The organism is Leuconostoc sp. C5 (genome assembly GCF_056530425.1).
Genome location: NZ_CP134351.1, coordinates 218,179 through 236,972 on the forward strand (window position 1 = coordinate 218,179; position 18,794 = coordinate 236,972).

An 18,794-nucleotide genomic window follows, 5' to 3' on the forward strand; every position below is an offset into this window, starting at 1 on the left:
ATTGTATATGAAAATAATTAACATTAATAAAAGTTAAAGTCTCGGAGACATGAAATGGCAAAAGATATTGGAATTGATTTAGGAACAGCCAATGTTCTCATTTACGTAGAAGGAAAAGGTATTGTACTAAACGAACCGTCAGTTGTTGCGGTTGATGATAAAACAGATCGAGTTTTGGCTGTGGGATCAGAAGCTTATCGTATGGTAGGACGCACACCAGGTAATATTCGTGCGGTGCGACCACTTAAAGATGGTGTTATTTCGGATTTTGATGTCACAGAAGCAATGCTAACCTATTTTGTTGACAAACTTAACGTTAAAGGATTCATGTCGAAGCCTAACATTATGATTTGCGCACCTACTAATATCACAGAGATTGAACGTAAAGCGATTATACAGGCTGCTGAAAAAGCAGGTGGGGCAAAGGTTTATCTTGAGTATGAACCTAAAGTTGCTGCAGTTGGTGCAGGACTGGATATTTTCAAGCCAATTGGTTCAATGGTGATTGACATGGGTGGTGGTACCTCTGATATTGCCGTATTATCATTAGGAGACATTGTTGTTTCTGAGTCCATTCGAATTGCCGGTGACAAAATGAATTTTGATATTGTTAACTTCTTAAAGCGCCGTCACAATTTAATTGTTGGTGAGCGTACTGCGGAAACAATCAAAATTCAAATCGGTTCTGCGCTGCAGGCTGATGAACCATTAACAATGGAAGTGCGTGGCCGTGATAATTTTGAGGGTATGCCTAAAACTGTAACGATCAACTCAAACGAAGTTGAAGATTCATTACATGATACGTTGCAACAAATTGTTCGTGCTGCACATTCCGTTTTGGCTAAATTACCACCTGAATTAGCATCTGACATTATTGACCGTGGTATCATGCTGACTGGTGGTGGCGCATTACTGCATGGCATGGATCAATTGCTTTCAGATGCACTGGAAGTACCGGTGGTAGTATCAGATTCACCGCTAGATAATGTTGCTAAAGGAGCAGGAGCCCTACTTGAACACATGAAATCAGGGCGCCGAGGATTATAATGAGAAGAAAAAATCAGAACTTTGACGTTGAATTAATTGTAAATGACCAACAAACACAAGTTTTAGTTGATAAGAAACAAATTGGATACATTGAAAAAGCTGATCGTGGTTTTGTTGGATTTTTTGGTCAACAAGCGATTATTAATCAAGCCAAAGACGAAGACGAAGCCTTGCAAGCTATCTTGGCAAGCTTTAATCTAAATCACTAAAAATAAGGCACGTTGTGACTAATCATGACGTGCTTTGTACATAATTTTTTTAAAGAAATAAAGCGGCTTAACAAAAATTGAATTGATATTTTTTTCTTTCAGTGTGCCGTTTTATATACTGGAGATGCTATGCAACAGACACGACAAACTTCAAGACGAACATCTGGATCAGAGCTTGATTGGGGAATCATTCTAGCTTTGTTGCTATTTATGATTATCGGCTTGAGTTCATTATATGAAGCAGCGACACATATGCAGGGTGCGACAACCTTAAGTGCTGTAAAAGTAGTGATGAACCAGGGCATATTCTGGTTTATAGGCGTATTATTAATTGTTTTTTTAGTCAGGTTTGACGGATCACAATTGTGGAAATTAGCACCTATTACCTATGGATTAGGCATCTTTTTGTTAGTAGCAGTGCTAATATTTTATAATCGAGCAATGTATGATTCTACGGGTGCTAGATCATGGTTTGTAATTGGCCCCTTATCATTCCAACCTTCTGAAGTTGTTAAACCGGCGTTCATTTTGATGCTGAGCCGTGTGGTTGCGCAGCATAATAGAAATTATCCGAATCATGCACTATCAACAGACTGGTTGTTGTTAGGTAAAATGGCGGTTTGTTTTATACCTGTTGCGGCATTAATTGCTTTGCAAAATGATTTGGGAACTTTATTGGTTTTCGTTGCTATTTTTGGTGGTGTTGCACTTGTTTCTGGGGTCACCTGGCGAATCCTTGCTCCGGTAATTATCTTGGGTGCGACCGTTGGCACAACGTTGTTAACTTTGGTTATTTCTTCAGCTGGTCGGACTATATTGAGCAAGTTGGGATTCCAATCTTATCAATTTTCTCGTATTGATACATGGTTAAACCCCGCAAATGATACGTCAGGGAATGGATATCAAACTTATCAAAGTTTAAAAGCTATAGGTTCTGGTCAATTAACAGGCAATGGATGGGGAAGTCTTAAGGTGTATGTACCTGTGCGCGAATCAGACATGATTTTTTCTGTTATTGGGGAAAGTTTTGGCTTTATAGGTGGTGCGTTCCTAATAGCGTTATATTTCGGTTTAATTTATTTATTAATTCGTGCCACTTTTAGAGCACAAAGTGCCTTTTATGCCTACATTGCCACTGGTGTTGTAATGATGGTATTGTTTCACGTCTTTGAAAACATTGGTATGAGTATTGGATTATTACCACTGACAGGTATTCCATTACCGTTTGTTTCACAAGGTGGTTCCTCATTGTTAGGAAACATGATTGGTGTAGGATTGATTCTTTCTATAGGTTACCAGCGTCAAAATAGCACGTTTACAGAAACGACAGGTTTTTTTATTTGATGATAGAATTAGATGAATTAAAAAAAGAATTTATAACATTGCGTCAAAAGGTGCGTAATGGGGATGTGTTCCAATCATTAGGAGAATTAATGAAGGAATCACTACATAAAATGCCCCCGCAATCTTTAACAACTGTGTCGTTGCCTGTTGATGGTGAATTTGCGTTAAAACGTATGCAGAACTATACGCAACGGGCAGATCAAATGACCGAATCAGAAACAGCGACGGAAGATTTTGACTTTCAAGTGAAGGACGCAGATTTGGCGTTGATTGTTGAACAGTTAGCTAGTCCGTTGCCAAAGTATCGAGATACGGGAGCATTCTTTTTCTTAAGTGATATGATTCAAAATGATTTGCTGTCAGAGGAGCAATTGCGTTGGCTAACAGATTATCTTGTTTCGGATGAGCAATTATTCGCTCATATCTTAGAACCACAGAATGACGCCATTTATCGTCGTTCCTTTAGTGTGTTAGTTTTATCTTTGTTATTATTTTCAAACCGTATAAAGACACCTTTTATGTCTGAGACGCAATTAAATCATGTTATCGATCAAGTTGCATTGTATGCCGCTTTGGAACGTGATGGACGTGGCTTTATTGATGAAAATGGTTGGGCGCATGCTTTTACGCATATTGGAAACGCTGTCGCAGAGATCTTCTTAATGCCTGATTTAGTAAGGGCCGATAAGGTATTTGTTCTGGGTGCGGTTCTCGCTGGTTATCATGAATTATCACAGCCGTTGACTTTTGGCGAAACAGAACGTTTGGTAGAAGTGATTACCCATATCTCCAAGCAACATGAGTTGTATGCAGATTATCTATTATTAACTTTAAAAATGTGGCGAAAAGATTTAGTGACCCAAACGCCACCAAAGACACAACAACAATGGCAACAATTGTATAACCGATCACAGTTTTTCCATGAAATTTTGCTACGTGGAAAAAATGAAGTACCAGAGGCGGTATTTGATTATGTGAGCGTTACAAAAAACTATTTAGCATAATAATTTAAAATGTTTATTGCACATACAAGGTGAGGACGGAAAGATGACTAAAAAAAGAGTAGCGCTTATTTTTGGAGGTAATTCCTCTGAGCACGACGTATCAAAGCGTTCAGCGCAAAATTTCTATAATGCAATCGAAGCAACTGGTAAATATGAAATTATTGTTTTTGCAATTGCCCAAAATGGTTTCTTTTTAGATACGGAAAGTTCTAAGAAAATACTTGCGTTAGAAGATGAACAGCCCATTGTGGACGCCTTCATGAAAACTGTCGATACTAGTGATCCATTGGCGCGCATTCATGCTTTAAAGAGTGCGGGTGACTTTGATATTTTCTTCCCTGTAGTTCATGGTAACTTAGGAGAAGATGGTACACTGCAAGGTTTATTTAAACTATTAGATAAACCATATGTGGGGGCACCGTTACGTGGCCATGCGGTAAGCTTTGACAAAGCTTTGACTAAAGAACTATTGACGGTAAATGGTATTCGCAATACTAAATACATTGTGGTGGACCCTGAGTCAGCAAACAATTGGTCGTGGGATAAGATTGTGGCTGAATTAGGCAACATTGTGTTTGTTAAAGCTGCTAATCAAGGATCTTCAGTGGGAATTTCACGTGTAACCAATGCCGAAGAATATACTGAAGCATTATCAGATTCATTCCAATATGATTATAAAGTTTTGATAGAAGAAGCAGTCAACGGTGCCCGAGAGTTGGAAGTTGGTGTGATTGGTAACGATCAGCCGCTTGTCTCTGAGATTGGCGCACATACAGTGCCAAATCAGGGTAGTGGGGACGGTTGGTATGATTATAATAATAAGTTCGTTGATAATTCCGCTGTTCACTTTGAAATTCCTGCTCAGTTATCCCCAGAAGTAACAAAAGAAGTTAAACAAATGGCTTTAGATGCTTATAAAGTATTGAATTTACGTGGCGAAGCGCGAATGGATTTTTTGTTAGATGAAAATAATGTTCCCTACTTAGGTGAACCAAACACGTTACCAGGGTTCACGAATATGTCGTTATTTAAACGTTTGTGGGATTATTCTGATATTAACAACGCCAAGCTAGTTGATATGTTGATTGACTACGGGTTTGAAGATTTTGCACAAAATAAAAAATTGAGTTACTCATTTGTGTCACTTGGAGAAGAAAAGATAGGGAAGTTTAACTAATAGAATTTAGTATTAGTAGCATTTCCACTTAGATTTATTTAAAAAATTTATTAATAAATACTTTAGCCCTGCAATGGAGAAGTTCATGGTACAAGTAATTTCACAAAATGAACATCGTCGTCAACAGATTATTGAAGCGGCGACAACAATCTTTTTATCAAAGGGTTTTGAGCAAACAACAACGCGAGATATAGCAAAGAAAGTAAACATTAGCCAACCCGCTTTGTATCATCATTTTGGTGATAAGGAGTCATTATTTGTTGAAGTAATTTCACGTGTTGGCGAGTCGACCTATACGGATATGCAAAGTATTTTATCACAAACGTATGCTGAACCAATCGATCAACTGGTTGATTTAACACAGGTTATTGTACTTCGGCATCCACGTGATGTATTTAGATTAATACATGACAGTTTTGATTCATTATCAGCAACGCATCGAAGTAAACTGGGCATGATTTTTGGACGGGATTACGTCGGTCCAATTGCACAATTTTTTGAAAGTATACAGTTGCGTGATAATGTTGATGCACAAATAGCTAGCTCATTTTACATTACTAGCTTATCGCCACTGTTTGGTGAATTTCATTCACTGGGTGAACAAATAACAATGCGTGAAAGAATTCAACAATTGTTGGACCTCATTTTATATGGGGTAGAAAAAAAATAGTATCAATGGTATGATACTAGAAGAATATGGAGGCTGTCCGATGGCTAGTCACAAAGTATCATTAGCGTGCACAGTTTGTGGATCACGCAATTACACAGTAACATTATCAAAAGATCGAACAGAACGTTTGTCAGTAAGTAAGTTTTGTCAACACTGTGGCAAGCATACATTACATCAACAAACAAAATAAGGGATTCAAAATGATTAACTATTTTAAAAACGTTGCACAGGAAATGAAAAATGTCACTTGGTTAACAGGTGAACAGACATCTAAGGAAACAATTACAGTTATTACTGTATCGATTATTTTTGCGTTGTTCTTAGGTGGCGTAGATTGGCTATTGCAACAAGGATTTAACTTCTTACTGGCGAAATAGTTTTTTTTTTGATATACTAATAATTACTGATACCAAGGACTCTGATGGGTTCTTTTTTATTTTGAAAAGGGGTAAACAATGTCTGAAGAAATTGAAAAATCATGGTTCGTTGTGCATACATATTCAGGGTATGAGCACAAGGTTAAGGCTAACCTAGAATCACGTACACAAACAATGGGAATGTCAGAGCAAATATTCCGTATCTTGGTTCCCGAACAAGAAGTTACAACCATCCAAGACGGTGAAGCTAAGCAAACTGTTGAAAACGACTTTCCAGGTTATGTATTAGTAGAAATGGCGACGCCATATGAAGATAATATGACAGACGAGGCTTGGTATGTTGTCCGTAACACACCAGGTGTTACTGGTTTCTTAGGCTCCCATGGTGCCGGATCAAAGCCAAATTCTTTGCTTCCTGAAGAAGTCGATTTGCTTATGAAGCGTATGGGTATGGTTACACGTGAGCAAGTTGATTTGGATGTTGCAGTAGGACAAACAGTTAAGATTATCTCTGGACCGTTTTCTGGTATGGAAGGCGTAGTAACCTCTATTGATCAAGAAAAGCAAACTTTGGAAGCTACTGTAGCAGTGTTTGGACGTGAAACACCAACAGAACTAGACTTTTCAGATGTTGATACAACGTTAGATTCTTTATAATTAGAAAAGACGACTAAAAGCATTGAGTTTTTGGTCGTTTTCTGTTATGATGTTATGGTATGTCATTGACATGCGTGGGAGCAGCACTAAAGCTGTGTTTCACCACAACACGAGGAGGAAAATATCGTGGCTAAAAAAGTTGTAAATGTAGTTAAGCTACAAATTGCCGCCGCTAAAGCAACGCCGGCACCACCAGTTGGACCCGCATTGGGACAAGCTGGTATTAACATTGCGCAATTCACTAAAGAATTTAATGCGCGTACTGCAGACCAAGCTGGATCAATTATTCCAGTTGAAATCTCTGTTTTTGATGACCGTTCATTCGAATTCGTCACAAAGACACCACCTGCAGCTGATCAATTACGTAAGATTGTTGGTAAGGGTTCAGGTGAACCTAACACAAAGAAGGCTGGAAACGTTACTCTTGACCAAATCCGTGCTATTGCGGAAAACAAGATGTCTGACTTGAATGCTAACGATATTACAAACGCTATGCGTATGATCGAAGGTACAGCACGCTCAATGGGTGTAACTGTTGACGGTGTTGACTTGACTGTTGAAGGTACAGCAATCAAGGAGGACGCAGAATAATGACTCAAAAGCATGGTAAAAATTATGTAGCAGCAGTTGCAAAGGTAGAAGCTGAAAAAGCTTATGCTTTAAACGATGCTGTTTCATTGGTAAAAGAAATTGACTTTGCTAAGTTCGATGCTTCTGTTGAAGTAGTTTTCAAGTTGAACGTTGACACACGTCAAGCAGACCAACAATTGCGTGGTGCTGTTGTGTTGCCAAACGGAACAGGTAAAGATAAGACAGTCGTTGTCTTCGCGCAAGGCGATAAGGCTAAAGAAGCCGAAGCTGCTGGTGCCGATGTTGTCGGTGCTGCTGATTTGGTACAACGTATCCAAGGTGGATGGTTAGACTTTGATGTAGCTGTTGCTACACCTGATATGATGGCTCAAGTCGGTCGCGTAGGTCGTGCATTGGGTCCTAAGGGATTGATGCCAAACCCTAAGACTGGCACAGTTACAATGGACGTTACTAAGGCTGTTTCAGATGCCAAGGGCGGACAAGTAACATACCGTACAGATCGTGACGGAAACGTCGCAGTTCCTGTTGGTCGTGTATCATTTGAAGAAGGTAAGTTGGCTGAAAACATTAAGTCAATCGCCGAAACAGTTCTTAAGGCTCGTCCTGCTGCTGTTAAGGGTACTTACGTACAACACGTGTCAATTTCATCAACATTTGGTCCAGCCGTAACGTTGGATATTAATACATTGTAATTTGACATTATCAACTTCGTTTGGTAAAATTTATTAAGTAATTGAATCCATTTTGCCTAAGACTCAGGTGATGCTTGCATCTTAATATCCTGCCGAGGAAGTTTAAAAAAACTTTTCCCGTGTGTCTTCTAGCGCACGGGATTTCTTTTGCAAAATAAATTTAAAGAAAGGAGATATATCATTATGAGTGAAAAAGCTATTGCAGTTAAAGCACAAAAAGTTGAAGAAATTGCTGACCAATTTAAGGCAGCTGCTTCTGCCGTTGTTGTTGATCCTCGTGGATTGACAGTTGCTCAGTCTACTGAATTACGTCATCAATTGCGTGAAGAAGGTGTTGTTCTTGAAGTTATCAAGAACAAAGTTTTGACACGTGCTGCTGAGAAAGCTGGTTACGCTGAATTGAACGACATCTTTGCCGGACCTTCAGCAGTTGCCTTTTCAAACGATGATGCAGTTGCACCAGCACGTATCTTGAAAAAGTTTGCTGATGAAAACGAAGCCTTGGAAATCAAGGGTGGTGTCGTTGACGGCACTATCGCTAATATCGATGACATTAACAAGTATGCATCATTGCCTTCACGTGAAGGTTTGCTTGGTCAATTGATGGCAGAATTCCAATTCTCAATTCGTTCATTTGCATATGCTGTTAAGGCAGTGCAAGACAAGTTGGAAGAGGAATCTGCAGCTCCTGCTGCAGAAGCATCAACGGATGCTGAATAATATTTAACTAAAAAAACATAAAAAATCATTTGGAGGATTTAGATCATGGCTTTTGATAAAGACGCGATCATCGCATCATTGAAGGATGCAACGATCTTGGACTTGGCTGACTTGGTTTCAGCTATCGAAGAAGAATTTAACGTTTCAGCAGCAGCTCCAGTAGCAGCTGCTGGTGCTGCTGACGGTGCTGCCGCAGCAAAGTCAGAATTTGACGTAGAATTGACTTCAGCAGGTACTGCTAAGGTTAAGGTTATCAAGGCAGTTCGTGAAGCAACTGGCTTGGGCTTGAAGGAAGCTAAAGACTTAGTTGACAACGCACCTTCAGTTGTTAAAGAAGGCTTGAGTGAAGACGATGCCAACGCATTGAAGGAATCTTTGGAAGCAACTGGTGCTTCAGTTACTGTGAAGTAATCTTTCTCAACATAAAAAAAGGAGTACTTTTGTACTTCTTTTTTTGTACATAATACATATTATAGGCAGTTATTATTTTAATCTAAAGGAGCTAGTACAATGACAGAAAAGAACATTTCTGGAGAACAGTATTTTACAGCTAATCCCAACGCAGAACATCATTATCAAAATTTTGATTTTGACTTGCTAGGGCATGAATTGCATTTTACAACGGATAGTGGCGTGTTTTCAAAATCTACCGTTGATTTTGGGACAAGAACAATGTTGGATGCTTTAGAAAAAACAAGTATACCTATTGGGAAGGTACTGGATTTAGGAACAGGCTATGGTCCTGTAGGTCTTACTGTGGCAAAAGCATATCAGCGTCATGTAGATATGGTTGATGTTAATGAAAGAGCGTTAGATTTAGCACGCAAAAATGCCCAACAAAACGGTGTTGCTCAACGAGTGAATATTTTTAAGTCGGATGTTTACGCAAGTATTAGTGATAAATATGCACTGATTTTGGTTAATCCACCAATTCGCGCTGGAAAGCAAGTTGTGACTGCAATGCTTCAAGAAGCAGCTAACTATTTACAAGATGGCGGAAAGCTAATTGTGGTGTTGCAAAAGAAGCAAGGCGCACCTTCGGCTCAAAAAAATATGTCACTTGCTTTTGGTAATGCTAAGGTGATTCATAAAAACAAGGGATATTACATTTTGGAGAGCACTTATGGCACAAATACCAGCATTTAGTGACGAACAAATTGATTATTTCATGCAAGAGGCGTTGAACGAAGCTAAAATTGCTCAAAGTGAAGGTGAAGTGCCAATTGGTGCTGTTATAGTTTATGAAAACCAGATGATTGCGCGTGCGCACAATCATCGGGAGGCGGATCAGTTAGCCACTGCCCATGCAGAATTACTAGCAATCGAGTCTGCCAATACAAAGCTTAAGTCTTGGCGGTTAGAAAACACAGCATTATTTGTGACGTTAGAACCTTGCATCATGTGTGCTGGCGCAATTATTAATGCACGCATTCCGGTTGTTTATTATGGTGCTAATGACCCTAAAGGTGGTGCTACGCGCTCCCTATATTCTCTATTAGAGGATAATCGGTTGAATCATATGGTTAAAGTGTACGAAGGCATACGTGGTGAAGAATCTGGTCTATTATTGCAGCGTTTCTTTAGCAACATCCGTGCGAAACGTAAAATTCGTAAAGCAATTGCAAAGTAAATAATTGCTATTTAACATAAAAAAAGTTTATAATAGCATGTAGAAAATAAAAGAGGCAAATGAATGCAAAATCCGAACGCATGGCGTACTGATAAGGACTATATAAATATTATTGATGATTTGTTACAGCATGAAGAAGTGCAACAACTGGCACTCTATACACAACATCATTTTTCTAACCGTTTAACTCATTCAATTTCTGTATCATACCAATCATATTTAATCGCAAAGAAGATTGGTGCTGATGAAGTGGCAACTGCACGAGCAGGTTTACTTCATGATTTGTTTTACTATGATTGGCGCGTAACAAAGTTTGACGAGGGATCACATGCTTATGTTCATCCACGTATTGCGTTGAAAAATGCGCGTAAAATTACAAATATCAGCGATAAAGAAGCTGATATTATTGTAAAACACATGTTTGGTGCAACAATTGCCTTACCAAAGTATCGGGAAAGTTGGATTGTTTCATTGGTTGATGATTTTGCGGCAGTTAATGAATACCTAATTCCTAAAACTTATCTGACTTATTTTAAGTGGCAAGAAAAATTGGCAACGAAATTTGTATCTGTATTTGCTTAAAGTCACAAAATTAGATATAATATAAAAGCAGGCAAATGTCGGCTCTCGAACCGGGTCAGGACAGGAATGTAGCAGCCCTAAGGTTGTTCGATGTTGTGCTTGTGTACATAAGTGGCCGCTTAGCGGTCTTTTTTTATAAAAACAAATGTTATAAATCGGTGGTTTTATGCAAACTAAGAACCCCAATATGATATAAAACATATAGCCGACAAGTAGCACCAAACATGTTTACCAATGATATATGGAGGTGATGAAATTGGCATATCAAGCATTGTATCGCGTCTATCGACCACGTTCTTTTGATGACATGGTTGGTCAAAAAATCATTACACAGACGCTAAAAAATGCAATAGCGACGCAACAAACAGGACATGCGTATCTATTTAGTGGTCCTCGTGGAACTGGTAAGACATCAGCTGCTAAAATTTTTGCACGTGAAGTTAATGGTATAGCGCCGGAAACTGATGATTCACAAATTCCTGATATTATTGAAATAGACGCTGCCTCAAATAACGGTGTTGACGAAATTCGAAACATTCGAGACGGGGCAAATTATGCGCCAATAGAATCTGAATATAAAATTTATATTATTGACGAGGTTCACATGTTATCCTCGGGCGCTTTTAATGCACTATTGAAAACATTAGAAGAACCACCAGCTAACGTTAAGTTTATTTTAGCAACGACGGAGCCACAAAAAATACCAGCAACTATTTTATCTCGGACGCAGAGATTTGAATTTAAACGCATTGATAATGATACTATTCAAGCTAGGATGGCTGAAATTCTGCAAAAAGAGGGCGTCTTGTTTGACGACGATGCACTTCATATTATTGCAAATGTTGCAGAAGGTGGGATGCGTGACGCTTTGTCAATTTTGGACCAAGTGTTAGCTTTTGGCGCTGATCATGTAACGCTTGAAAATGCTTTGCAAGTTACCGGATCCACAACAGCATCACAGTTAGTGACCTATTTGCAGCAAGTAAGTAATTACGATACAGAATCTGCCCTTCAGACACTACACGATATATTGTTAGAAGGAAAAGATGCAGTACGTTTTGTAGCAGATTTGTTAGGTGTGTTGCGTGATGTGATGTTAGCGGAAGTTGCCCCAAATTTAATTAAAACGACGGCACCATTGGCTGATTTGAAGGCCTTAACAATCAAGTTGGGTACTTCCCGTATTCAGCAAATGATGGTCACTTTGGATGATATTCAAAAACAGTTGTTACAGACTATGCAGAGTGATGTATATTTGGAGCTACTCACTGTTAAACTGTCTATGCCAGAACCCGAACAAACTGTACCCGCAAAACAATCCTCCAATGTGATTAAAGAAAAACCTCAAAATATTGATGATATTGTTAAAGCGTCAAAAAATACAGAAGTTCATGAGGAACAAGTTGTTGAACCAGCAATAGAAAAAACACCCGTAGAAGTGCCTGCTGTAGAGAATGCTGAATACGAGAATTTGTTAGTGCGTACTGGACAAAATGCAGTATTTGCAGTCTTAATTGCTGCAAAACGTGATGCCTTAGCACGAGTTAAAAACGCTTGGTCCGACTTATTGCGACAATTTAATGTTACGCAACAGGCAATGCTGACCATAGCCGAACCCGTTGCAGCAAGTGAACAGGCTGTAGTCTTGGCTTTTGATTATCCTGTGTTATTAGAACAGGCGCTACGCGATGCTACATTACAAAACCACTTGGTGCAGCAACTACAATCACAGAATTTACCAAGCGAACTAGTGTTTATTTCACAAGACGAATGGACCTCTGATCGTGCATCGTATGTGAATAAATTAAAAACTGGCGAAACACCTCAAATTCAATTAGAAGATGTGCCTCGAGTGAAAGCTGCCAATTTATCAGCGATTCCTACAAAAACTCCGCAAGAATCAAGCAATAAGGAGTTAAAAATTGTTAGTGAGGCTAAAGAATTATTCGGCGAGGATCTCGTGAATATCGTTGACTGATTAATATAGGAAGGAAATATGTTTAACGCAGTGCGCGTGAGGCATTTTGAAAATATGCAATACCCTGAACCTATCGCTAAATTAATAGATAGTTACACGAAGTTACCTGGCATTGGTCCCAAAACGGCCACAAGGCTAGCTTTTTATACATTAGGTATGAATGAAGAAGATGTGCAGGATTTTTCTAAGGCATTGATTTCCGCAAAAACTGATTTAACTTTCTGCTCTATTTGTGGTAATATTACTGCAACTGATACCGATCCATGCGTTATTTGTCGCGATCAATCACGTGATCAGTCAACTGTTTTTGTTGTCGAAAATTCACGTGATGTAATGGCGATGGAGAATACGCGAGATTATCACGGCCTATATCATGTTTTAAATGGTGTTATTTCTCCTAGCGCAGGAACAGGACCAGAGGATATTAATTTACCAAGTTTGATTCGACGTTTGTCTGAGCATGAAGAAATTAAAGAAGTAATTGTCGGCACTAACGCGAATGCTGAAGGAGAAGCTACTGCTATGTATTTAGCACGTTTACTGAAACCGGCTGGTATCGCAGTTACCCGTTTAGCACATGGTTTAGCTGTTGGATCTGATATTGATTATGCTGATGAACTAACACTCATTAAAGCAGTACAAGGACGGACAAAATTATGATATTTGGCAAGAAAAAAACTGGATTGCGCAAAGAGTATGATAGAGCACTTGTATTTCAAATTGATAAAGCAAAAATTGACTGGGATACGGCAAGAAACTCTGAAGCAGCATTACTTGATGGTCAAGTAAATTTACGGCTCATACAAGCGCAAACGGCACTGGCACGTGCTAAATTTAATTATTTATATCGTGAAGCACGTCGTCGTAAAACAGTTGGGCACATGCAAACCCATGTTTTAAAAACAGATCGTATTTAATCATTAGACAAATTACTCATAAGGACTGTTATGCCAAAACCAATATTTATATCATTCGAAGGACCTGAGGGCGCTGGAAAAACAAGTGTTCTTGAGGCATTGATTTCAGAACTAAAAACTAAACTTGGCGATGATTTGGTAACTACACGTGAGCCAGGTGGGAATCCAATTTCTGAAGCAATTAGATCGATTTTACAGCCAGAAGAAGATAATGGCATGGATAAACGAACTGAGGCGCTCTTATATACAGCTGCTCGACGTCAACATCTCGTGGAAAATATTAAACCAGCATTAGATCAAAACAAAATTGTGATATCTGACCGCTATGTTGATAGCTCACTTGCTTATCAAGGGGGCGGTCGTGGCCTTGGGATCGACAATATTTGGGAAATTAATCAATTCGCAATTGATGGTCTATTGCCCGATATGACAATTTATCTTGATGTGCCTGTTGAAATTGGTTTGGCACGCGTAAATGAGAATCGTCAGGGTAAAATTGATCGACTAGATAAAGAGAGTATTTCCTTTCATCAGAAGGTTCGAGAGACATATTTAAAACTTCAAAGTGAATTTTCTGATAGAATTAAGATAGTAGATGCTACGCAACCACTTAACAAAGTCATTGATGACACGCGGATACTCATCAACCAAATTCTGGAGGACAAATCATGAAATTAGTTACAGCAATTGTGCAAGATAAAGATACAACAAAACTCAGTAATGCTTTTGTGAAGGCAAATATTCGTGCGACACGTTTAGCCACATCAGGTGGTTTCTTAAGATCAGGAAACACAACGTTTATGATTGCCATTGAAGATGAACGTGTACCAGAAGTTATGGAAATTATTAAAAAGGTTTCACAGAAACGTAAGCAATTTATGGTGCCACCTATCAGCCTGGATGCTAGTGGTGACCACGCGGGTGCTTATCCAATTGAAATTGAAGTTGGTGGTGCGACGGTATTTACTCAGAGTATTGATTCATTTGAACAGTTCTGATGTTACCAGATTTTGCAACAATTGCACAAAAAAATTATCCAGCGCAACTCGCTCATTTTAATGATTTACTGCAACAAGATAAGTTGAGTCATTTATATTTGTTTGTTGGTCCAAGCCAGTCCGCAAAACTGGCTTTTTCGCGTTATATAGCTTGGCAAGTTGTTCATGCTGATGAACGCAATGCCTTACGAATTACTGAGAATGAACATCCAGACGTACATATCACAGCGCCTATTCCGCCAGCTACTTCACTAAAAGTGGCTCAAATTCGTGATTTAACACCTGAATTTGTAACAACAGCCACTGAAAGTCCACGGAAAATATTTATTTTAGATGCGGTTGAAACACTCACAGCAAGCGCAGCAAATTCCTTGTTAAAATTCATTGAGGAGCCTGCTGGACCACAATTAATTATGATGCTTACGGAAAACATGTCCGATGTTTTACCGACGATTAGATCGCGCGCGCAAGTAGTTCAGTTAGCATCAGCTATTGCCAGTGATGATGATGATTTAATGGACGGTGATTGGCAAAAGCAGACCCAATTAGTATTGTCTAAATGGTTTGAGCTTATGATGCAGAGACGAATTGAAGCATTTGCATTTGTGCAGACAAAGATTATTAGTCAATTAAACGACACGAAGCAACAGCAGTTATTTTTAAATTGGTTACATGAGTTGGCCAGAGATACAATTGTTTATGGCCAGATTCCCGATGAACGATTAGCTTTTCCCAATCTAATTGGGCTATATAAAACATTACGACAGCGCTATGATATGTATCGATTGGTTAAAGCAAGTGATGAAGTATTTGCTGACGATAAATTGCGTAAAGTGAACCTATCGTTACAAGCACGGTTAGAAAAAATGACACTAGACGTCATAATCGCTCTGGGGGAATAAAATGCAGCAACAAAAAAGTTTTGAAAATCAAGAGACAGGAACACTTTTTTTAGTTCCAACACCTATTGGTAATTTGCAAGATATGTCGCCAAGAGCTATTGATACATTGCGCGATGTAGATATAATTGCTGCTGAAGATACACGCCACACACAACAGTTACTAAATCATTTTGCAATCACGACAAAACAAACTAGTTTCCATGAACACAACTGGCAGGCGAAAATCCCTGGCCTTATTGCAGATTTACGAAATGGGAAAAATGTAGCACAAGTTAGTGATGCGGGGATGCCTTCTATTTCTGACCCAGGTAAAGAATTAGTTGCGGCAGCTGTGGCTGAAAACTTAGCCGTCGTACCGATTCCTGGTGCAACGGCTGGTGTGACAGCATTGATTGCCAGTGGTTTAGTGCCGCAACCGTTTTATTTTTATGGGTTCTTACAACGTAAAAATAGTGAACAATTGGCAGAATTACAGCAGTTATCCACAATGCGGGATACAGTCATTTTTTATGAATCACCACATCGATTAAAGCAAACTCTAGTAAATATCCAAAAAGTAATGGGTGATGAGCGTCGTATTGTTTTAGCACGAGAGCTAACAAAACGCTATGAAGAATTTATTCGTGGAACTATTGATGAACTAGTTTCGTGGTCGCAATCAAATGAAATTCGTGGTGAGTTTGTAGTAATGATTGATGGCTTTCATGGAGAAATTTCTGAACCAGATAACAGTATTGCACTGACTGTCCAAGAAGCAGTATCAGCACTGATTAAAAAGGGCTTAAAGCCTAACGCAGCAATAAAACAAATAGCAAAGGAACGAGGCCTTGATAGACAAGCAGTATATGCGGACTATCACGAGATAGAGTAGTATGAAAAAGTATGAAATAAAAAGACGTGTTGAATATTATGAAGCTGATACAACACAAAAATTATCTTTACCAATGATTTTAAATTATGCTGTCTTAGCGTCTAAATGTCAGAGTGATGAACTTGGCGTGGGGCAGGACTTCCATTTAGGTCGAGGCCTTGGCTGGATCATCTTACAATATGAAGTAATAATTAAGCGACGTCCTAAAATTGGTGAAATAATTCGTATTCAGACCTTTGCTACACAATACAATCCTTTTTTTGTTCGTCGACCATTCGTCTTTTTAGATGAAAATGATAATGAAATTATTCGTGTTGATTCTATTTGGACTATGATAGATATGACAAATCGTCGCATGGCACGTTTACCACAAGATATAATTGATCAGTATGATGCCAAAAGAGTTAAGCAAATTTCACGAATCCCTAATCCTGAGAAGTTTTCAGATGATGATCAATATACTGAAAGGGACTATTATGTGCGATACTTAGATATTGATGGTAATAAGCATGTGAACAACTCGAAGTATTTTGAATGGATGCAGGACGTTATCGCACCAGAGTATTTGTTAACCCATGAAATCACGTACATTAATCTAAAATTCGAAAATGAAATTCGGCTTGGACACACGATTTTATCGCAAGTAGTTCAAAATGATAATAAATCCAAACATCGCATTATGATGGAAAATGTAATAAGTGCAGAAGCAGAGTTCAAGTGGCGGAAAATTTGATATAATAGTGTGTAGAGGAAAAAAAGATATGGCTATTTTAGTTCTTGGTGGAGCCGGTTATATCGGTTCACACATGGTTAAGCGTTTGATAGAAGCGGATCGCGACGTCGTTGTTGTTGATGCATTGTTTACGGGGCACCGCGAAGCGGTTAATCCAAAAGCAAAATTTTATCAAGTTGATATTCGTGATAAGACAGCATTGTCGGAAGTGTTTGACAAAGAAAATATCGAACAAGTTGTTCACTTTGCAGCCTTTTCAATTGTTCCAGAATCTGTAGCAAACCCACTAAAGTACTTTGATAATAATACTAGTGGTATGATTACTTTGCTAGAAGTGATGAAAGAACACGATGTTAAACAAATTGTGTTCTCGTCAACGGCAGCTACTTATGGTAATCCTGTTAATATTCCTATTAAAGAAACAGATCCGCAACGACCAATTAATCCTTATGGTGAGTCAAAGTTAATGATGGAAAAAATCATGGCTTGGTCTGATCAAGCGGATGGTGTTAAGTGGGTTGCATTGCGCTACTTTAACGTAGCTGGTGCTGCCGAAGATGGTACAATTGGAGAAGATCACGCGCCTGAAACACATTTAGTACCAATTATTTTGCAAGCCGGTTTAGGTCAACGTGAATATATTGAGATGTTTGGTGATGATTACAATACTCCTGACGGTTTCAATGTTCGTGATTATGTCCATGTGTTGGATTTGGCTGATGCTCATATTTTGGCATTGAAGTATTTAGCCGATGGAAACGATTCAAACCAATTTAACTTGGGATCTGCTACTGGATTCTCTGTTAAAGAAATGGTAGAAGCAGCTAGATCAGCTACTGGTGTTGATATTCCCGCCAAGATTGGCCCCCGCCGAGCTGGTGACCCTGATATTCTGATTGCTAATTCAGACAAAGCACGTGATGTGCTTGGCTGGGCTCCTAAGTATGATAATGTACAAGATATTATCAAAACAGCCTGGAATTGGCACAAAAACCATCCATCAGGATATAATGACAAGTAACATAATTCTTAAATATAATCCTATCAAGAGAAGTGATTCTAAGTTATTTAGAATCTTCCTTGATAGGATTTTTTTATTTATTCGAAAATAAGATGAGTTTATTGTAATTTAAAATTAATGATTGATTAATCTAAAGGGAAGTAATATACTTGTAAGTACGTAAAAAATTACAATTTAAAGATAAACGAGAAATAAATATGCAAATGTTATCTGAAATAGCTGGAAAAGGGACTTACATCATTAGAGAATTGACTGGTAGCCGGCGCTTAACCAAACGACTAGCAGAGATAGGGATTAAAGCGGGGAAAAGTATTGAAGTAATTTCTTTGCCTGATCATACTTCAGGGCTGATTATCTATTTTCAAGGGCAACGTTTAGCGGTGAGCAATGATATTGCTAGTCAAATTAGTGTAGCACCAGTCAGTGAAATTACCACGGATCATTTTAAAACGTTATCCGATATGCCCATCAATAAACCAGGCGTAGTAGCCAAAATACTTGGTAATAAAGCACTGCGTAAGCGCTTGATGGATATGGGCATTACAAAAAATACCGTTGTTAGAATTGACCGTGTAGCGCCTTTAGGAGACCCGATAGAGTTGGTTGTCAGGGGCTATAAGTTAAGCTTAAGAAAAAGCGACGCACAACTAGTAGTATTAACAGAGATTTAGTCT

Annotated in this window: 26 protein-coding genes, 1 other RNA gene and 1 other annotated feature; all 27 genes read left to right on the forward strand. The window is 38.7% G+C overall.

The genetic code is table 11. The features are described from left to right. Positions 1 to 54 precede the first annotated feature (54 nt). The 27 genes from mreB (at position 55) to RHP56_RS01390 (ending at position 18,791) form a co-directional block, all read left to right on the forward strand. On the forward strand, positions 55 to 1,047 hold the full coding sequence (gene mreB / locus RHP56_RS01260; protein ID WP_002815948.1) for a rod shape-determining protein: 993 nt from the start codon (positions 55 to 57) through the stop codon (positions 1,045 to 1,047). Further along, on the forward strand, positions 1,047 to 1,256 hold the full coding sequence (locus RHP56_RS01265; protein ID WP_025267704.1) for a DUF2969 family protein: 210 nt from the start codon (positions 1,047 to 1,049) through the stop codon (positions 1,254 to 1,256). The genes mreB and RHP56_RS01265 overlap by 1 nt, the downstream gene beginning before the upstream one ends. A 129-nt stretch (positions 1,257 to 1,385) precedes the next feature. After that, entirely contained in the window at positions 1,386 to 2,600 is a 1,215-nt protein-coding gene (locus tag RHP56_RS01270; protein ID WP_011679160.1) for an FtsW/RodA/SpoVE family cell cycle protein, read from the forward strand. Beyond that, entirely contained in the window at positions 2,600 to 3,604 is a 1,005-nt protein-coding gene (locus RHP56_RS01275) for a DUF2785 domain-containing protein (RefSeq protein ID WP_025267705.1), read from the forward strand. Before RHP56_RS01270 ends, RHP56_RS01275 begins: the two co-directional genes overlap by 1 nt. A 43-nt stretch (positions 3,605 to 3,647) precedes the next feature. After that, positions 3,648 to 4,781 (forward strand): D-alanine--D-alanine ligase family protein, encoded by a 1,134-nt coding sequence (locus RHP56_RS01280; RefSeq protein ID WP_014324227.1) that lies wholly within the window; start codon positions 3,648 to 3,650, stop codon positions 4,779 to 4,781. A gap of 85 nt (positions 4,782 to 4,866) precedes the next feature. Continuing rightward, positions 4,867 to 5,451 carry a TetR/AcrR family transcriptional regulator gene (locus tag RHP56_RS01285; RefSeq protein WP_011679163.1) on the forward strand — a complete coding sequence of 195 codons (585 nt, stop codon included), beginning with the start codon at positions 4,867 to 4,869 and terminating at the stop codon, positions 5,449 to 5,451. Positions 5,452 to 5,491: 40 nt separating this feature from the next. Next, complete coding sequence (gene rpmG / locus RHP56_RS01290) at positions 5,492 to 5,641, forward strand: 50S ribosomal protein L33 (protein WP_071951773.1); 150 nt, start codon at positions 5,492 to 5,494, stop codon at positions 5,639 to 5,641. A 10-nt stretch (positions 5,642 to 5,651) separates the two neighbouring features. Beyond that, a complete protein-coding gene (gene secE / locus RHP56_RS01295) occupies positions 5,652 to 5,828 on the forward strand; it encodes a preprotein translocase subunit SecE (protein WP_010293347.1) in 177 nt (58 codons plus the stop codon). A 78-nt stretch (positions 5,829 to 5,906) separates the two neighbouring features. After that, positions 5,907 to 6,485: a transcription termination/antitermination protein NusG gene (gene nusG, locus RHP56_RS01300; RefSeq protein WP_002815941.1), complete on the forward strand. Its 579-nt coding sequence runs from the start codon at positions 5,907 to 5,909 to the stop codon at positions 6,483 to 6,485. Positions 6,486 to 6,611: 126 nt separating this feature from the next. Beyond that, the gene (gene rplK, locus RHP56_RS01305; protein WP_010280693.1) at positions 6,612 to 7,076 is read left to right on the forward strand and encodes a 50S ribosomal protein L11; all 465 of its coding nucleotides are present in this window, start codon (positions 6,612 to 6,614) and stop codon (positions 7,074 to 7,076) included. Next, entirely contained in the window at positions 7,076 to 7,768 is a 693-nt protein-coding gene (gene rplA / locus RHP56_RS01310) for a 50S ribosomal protein L1 (protein ID WP_002815939.1), read from the forward strand. The genes rplK and rplA overlap by 1 nt, the downstream gene beginning before the upstream one ends. A gap of 37 nt (positions 7,769 to 7,805) precedes the next feature. Further along, positions 7,806 to 7,924, forward strand: a sequence feature (ribosomal protein L10 leader region). Between the two features lie 27 nt (positions 7,925 to 7,951). Beyond that, complete coding sequence (gene rplJ, locus RHP56_RS01315; RefSeq protein WP_011679164.1) at positions 7,952 to 8,488, forward strand: 50S ribosomal protein L10; 537 nt, start codon at positions 7,952 to 7,954, stop codon at positions 8,486 to 8,488. A 45-nt stretch (positions 8,489 to 8,533) separates the two neighbouring features. Continuing rightward, entirely contained in the window at positions 8,534 to 8,899 is a 366-nt protein-coding gene (gene rplL / locus RHP56_RS01320) for a 50S ribosomal protein L7/L12 (protein ID WP_002815934.1), read from the forward strand. A gap of 99 nt (positions 8,900 to 8,998) precedes the next feature. Next, positions 8,999 to 9,634, forward strand: a complete 636-nt coding sequence (locus tag RHP56_RS01325) for a class I SAM-dependent methyltransferase (protein ID WP_096638884.1) — start codon at positions 8,999 to 9,001, stop codon at positions 9,632 to 9,634. Then, a complete protein-coding gene (gene tadA, locus RHP56_RS01330; RefSeq protein ID WP_002815932.1) occupies positions 9,612 to 10,118 on the forward strand; it encodes a tRNA adenosine(34) deaminase TadA in 507 nt (168 codons plus the stop codon). Before RHP56_RS01325 ends, tadA begins: the two co-directional genes overlap by 23 nt. A gap of 63 nt (positions 10,119 to 10,181) precedes the next feature. Next, the gene (locus tag RHP56_RS01335) at positions 10,182 to 10,700 is read left to right on the forward strand and encodes an HD domain-containing protein (protein ID WP_011679167.1); all 519 of its coding nucleotides are present in this window, start codon (positions 10,182 to 10,184) and stop codon (positions 10,698 to 10,700) included. Positions 10,701 to 10,723: 23 nt separating this feature from the next. Then, positions 10,724 to 10,810, forward strand: an RNA gene (ffs, locus tag RHP56_RS01340) — signal recognition particle sRNA small type. A gap of 140 nt (positions 10,811 to 10,950) precedes the next feature. Continuing rightward, a complete protein-coding gene (dnaX, locus tag RHP56_RS01345) occupies positions 10,951 to 12,678 on the forward strand; it encodes a DNA polymerase III subunit gamma/tau (RefSeq protein WP_102753413.1) in 1,728 nt (575 codons plus the stop codon). Positions 12,679 to 12,732: 54 nt separating this feature from the next. Then, the gene (gene recR, locus RHP56_RS01350) at positions 12,733 to 13,338 is read left to right on the forward strand and encodes a recombination mediator RecR (RefSeq protein ID WP_010280652.1); all 606 of its coding nucleotides are present in this window, start codon (positions 12,733 to 12,735) and stop codon (positions 13,336 to 13,338) included. After that, positions 13,335 to 13,595, forward strand: coding sequence for a YaaL family protein (locus RHP56_RS01355; protein ID WP_011679170.1), 261 nt, complete (start codon positions 13,335 to 13,337; stop codon positions 13,593 to 13,595). Before recR ends, RHP56_RS01355 begins: the two co-directional genes overlap by 4 nt. Positions 13,596 to 13,625: 30 nt before the next feature. Further along, complete coding sequence (gene tmk / locus RHP56_RS01360; protein WP_002815927.1) at positions 13,626 to 14,267, forward strand: dTMP kinase; 642 nt, start codon at positions 13,626 to 13,628, stop codon at positions 14,265 to 14,267. Then, complete coding sequence (locus RHP56_RS01365) at positions 14,264 to 14,593, forward strand: cyclic-di-AMP receptor (RefSeq protein ID WP_036089617.1); 330 nt, start codon at positions 14,264 to 14,266, stop codon at positions 14,591 to 14,593. The genes tmk and RHP56_RS01365 overlap by 4 nt, the downstream gene beginning before the upstream one ends. Further along, the gene (locus RHP56_RS01370; protein WP_102753414.1) at positions 14,593 to 15,495 is read left to right on the forward strand and encodes a DNA polymerase III subunit delta; all 903 of its coding nucleotides are present in this window, start codon (positions 14,593 to 14,595) and stop codon (positions 15,493 to 15,495) included. The genes RHP56_RS01365 and RHP56_RS01370 overlap by 1 nt, the downstream gene beginning before the upstream one ends. 1 nt (position 15,496) lies before the next feature. Beyond that, positions 15,497 to 16,366, forward strand: coding sequence for a 16S rRNA (cytidine(1402)-2'-O)-methyltransferase (gene rsmI / locus RHP56_RS01375; RefSeq protein WP_011679172.1), 870 nt, complete (start codon positions 15,497 to 15,499; stop codon positions 16,364 to 16,366). Position 16,367: 1 nt separating this feature from the next. Further along, positions 16,368 to 17,099: an acyl-[acyl-carrier-protein] thioesterase gene (locus RHP56_RS01380; protein ID WP_462794714.1), complete on the forward strand. Its 732-nt coding sequence runs from the start codon at positions 16,368 to 16,370 to the stop codon at positions 17,097 to 17,099. Between the two features lie 28 nt (positions 17,100 to 17,127). Beyond that, entirely contained in the window at positions 17,128 to 18,120 is a 993-nt protein-coding gene (gene galE / locus RHP56_RS01385; RefSeq protein WP_002815920.1) for a UDP-glucose 4-epimerase GalE, read from the forward strand. A 197-nt stretch (positions 18,121 to 18,317) separates the two neighbouring features. Continuing rightward, on the forward strand, positions 18,318 to 18,791 hold the full coding sequence (locus tag RHP56_RS01390; RefSeq protein WP_010286710.1) for a ferrous iron transport protein A: 474 nt from the start codon (positions 18,318 to 18,320) through the stop codon (positions 18,789 to 18,791). The last annotated feature ends 3 nt before the right edge of the window (positions 18,792 to 18,794 follow it).

Coding starts and splice junctions, on each gene's coding strand:
- RHP56_RS01270 (WP_011679160.1), top strand. CDS start 1,386: ATGCAACAGACACGACAAACTTCAAGACGAACATCTGGATCAGAGCTT.
- RHP56_RS01280 (WP_014324227.1), top strand. CDS start 3,648: ATGACTAAAAAAAGAGTAGCGCTTATTTTTGGAGGTAATTCCTCTGAG.
- RHP56_RS01355 (WP_011679170.1), top strand. CDS start 13,335: ATGATATTTGGCAAGAAAAAAACTGGATTGCGCAAAGAGTATGATAGA.
- tadA (WP_002815932.1), top strand. CDS start 9,612: ATGGCACAAATACCAGCATTTAGTGACGAACAAATTGATTATTTCATG.
- recR (WP_010280652.1), top strand. CDS start 12,733: ATGCAATACCCTGAACCTATCGCTAAATTAATAGATAGTTACACGAAG.
- rplL (WP_002815934.1), top strand. CDS start 8,534: ATGGCTTTTGATAAAGACGCGATCATCGCATCATTGAAGGATGCAACG.
- rplJ (WP_011679164.1), top strand. CDS start 7,952: ATGAGTGAAAAAGCTATTGCAGTTAAAGCACAAAAAGTTGAAGAAATT.
- rpmG (WP_071951773.1), top strand. CDS start 5,492: ATGGCTAGTCACAAAGTATCATTAGCGTGCACAGTTTGTGGATCACGC.
- nusG (WP_002815941.1), top strand. CDS start 5,907: ATGTCTGAAGAAATTGAAAAATCATGGTTCGTTGTGCATACATATTCA.
- dnaX (WP_102753413.1), top strand. CDS start 10,951: ATGAAATTGGCATATCAAGCATTGTATCGCGTCTATCGACCACGTTCT.
- RHP56_RS01275 (WP_025267705.1), top strand. CDS start 2,600: ATGATAGAATTAGATGAATTAAAAAAAGAATTTATAACATTGCGTCAA.
- secE (WP_010293347.1), top strand. CDS start 5,652: ATGATTAACTATTTTAAAAACGTTGCACAGGAAATGAAAAATGTCACT.
- RHP56_RS01335 (WP_011679167.1), top strand. CDS start 10,182: ATGCAAAATCCGAACGCATGGCGTACTGATAAGGACTATATAAATATT.
- rplA (WP_002815939.1), top strand. CDS start 7,076: ATGACTCAAAAGCATGGTAAAAATTATGTAGCAGCAGTTGCAAAGGTA.
- RHP56_RS01365 (WP_036089617.1), top strand. CDS start 14,264: ATGAAATTAGTTACAGCAATTGTGCAAGATAAAGATACAACAAAACTC.
- RHP56_RS01370 (WP_102753414.1), top strand. CDS start 14,593: ATGTTACCAGATTTTGCAACAATTGCACAAAAAAATTATCCAGCGCAA.
- rsmI (WP_011679172.1), top strand. CDS start 15,497: ATGCAGCAACAAAAAAGTTTTGAAAATCAAGAGACAGGAACACTTTTT.
- RHP56_RS01380 (WP_462794714.1), top strand. CDS start 16,368: ATGAAAAAGTATGAAATAAAAAGACGTGTTGAATATTATGAAGCTGAT.
- galE (WP_002815920.1), top strand. CDS start 17,128: ATGGCTATTTTAGTTCTTGGTGGAGCCGGTTATATCGGTTCACACATG.
- mreB (WP_002815948.1), top strand. CDS start 55: ATGGCAAAAGATATTGGAATTGATTTAGGAACAGCCAATGTTCTCATT.
- tmk (WP_002815927.1), top strand. CDS start 13,626: ATGCCAAAACCAATATTTATATCATTCGAAGGACCTGAGGGCGCTGGA.
- RHP56_RS01265 (WP_025267704.1), top strand. CDS start 1,047: ATGAGAAGAAAAAATCAGAACTTTGACGTTGAATTAATTGTAAATGAC.
- RHP56_RS01325 (WP_096638884.1), top strand. CDS start 8,999: ATGACAGAAAAGAACATTTCTGGAGAACAGTATTTTACAGCTAATCCC.
- RHP56_RS01285 (WP_011679163.1), top strand. CDS start 4,867: ATGGTACAAGTAATTTCACAAAATGAACATCGTCGTCAACAGATTATT.
- RHP56_RS01390 (WP_010286710.1), top strand. CDS start 18,318: ATGCAAATGTTATCTGAAATAGCTGGAAAAGGGACTTACATCATTAGA.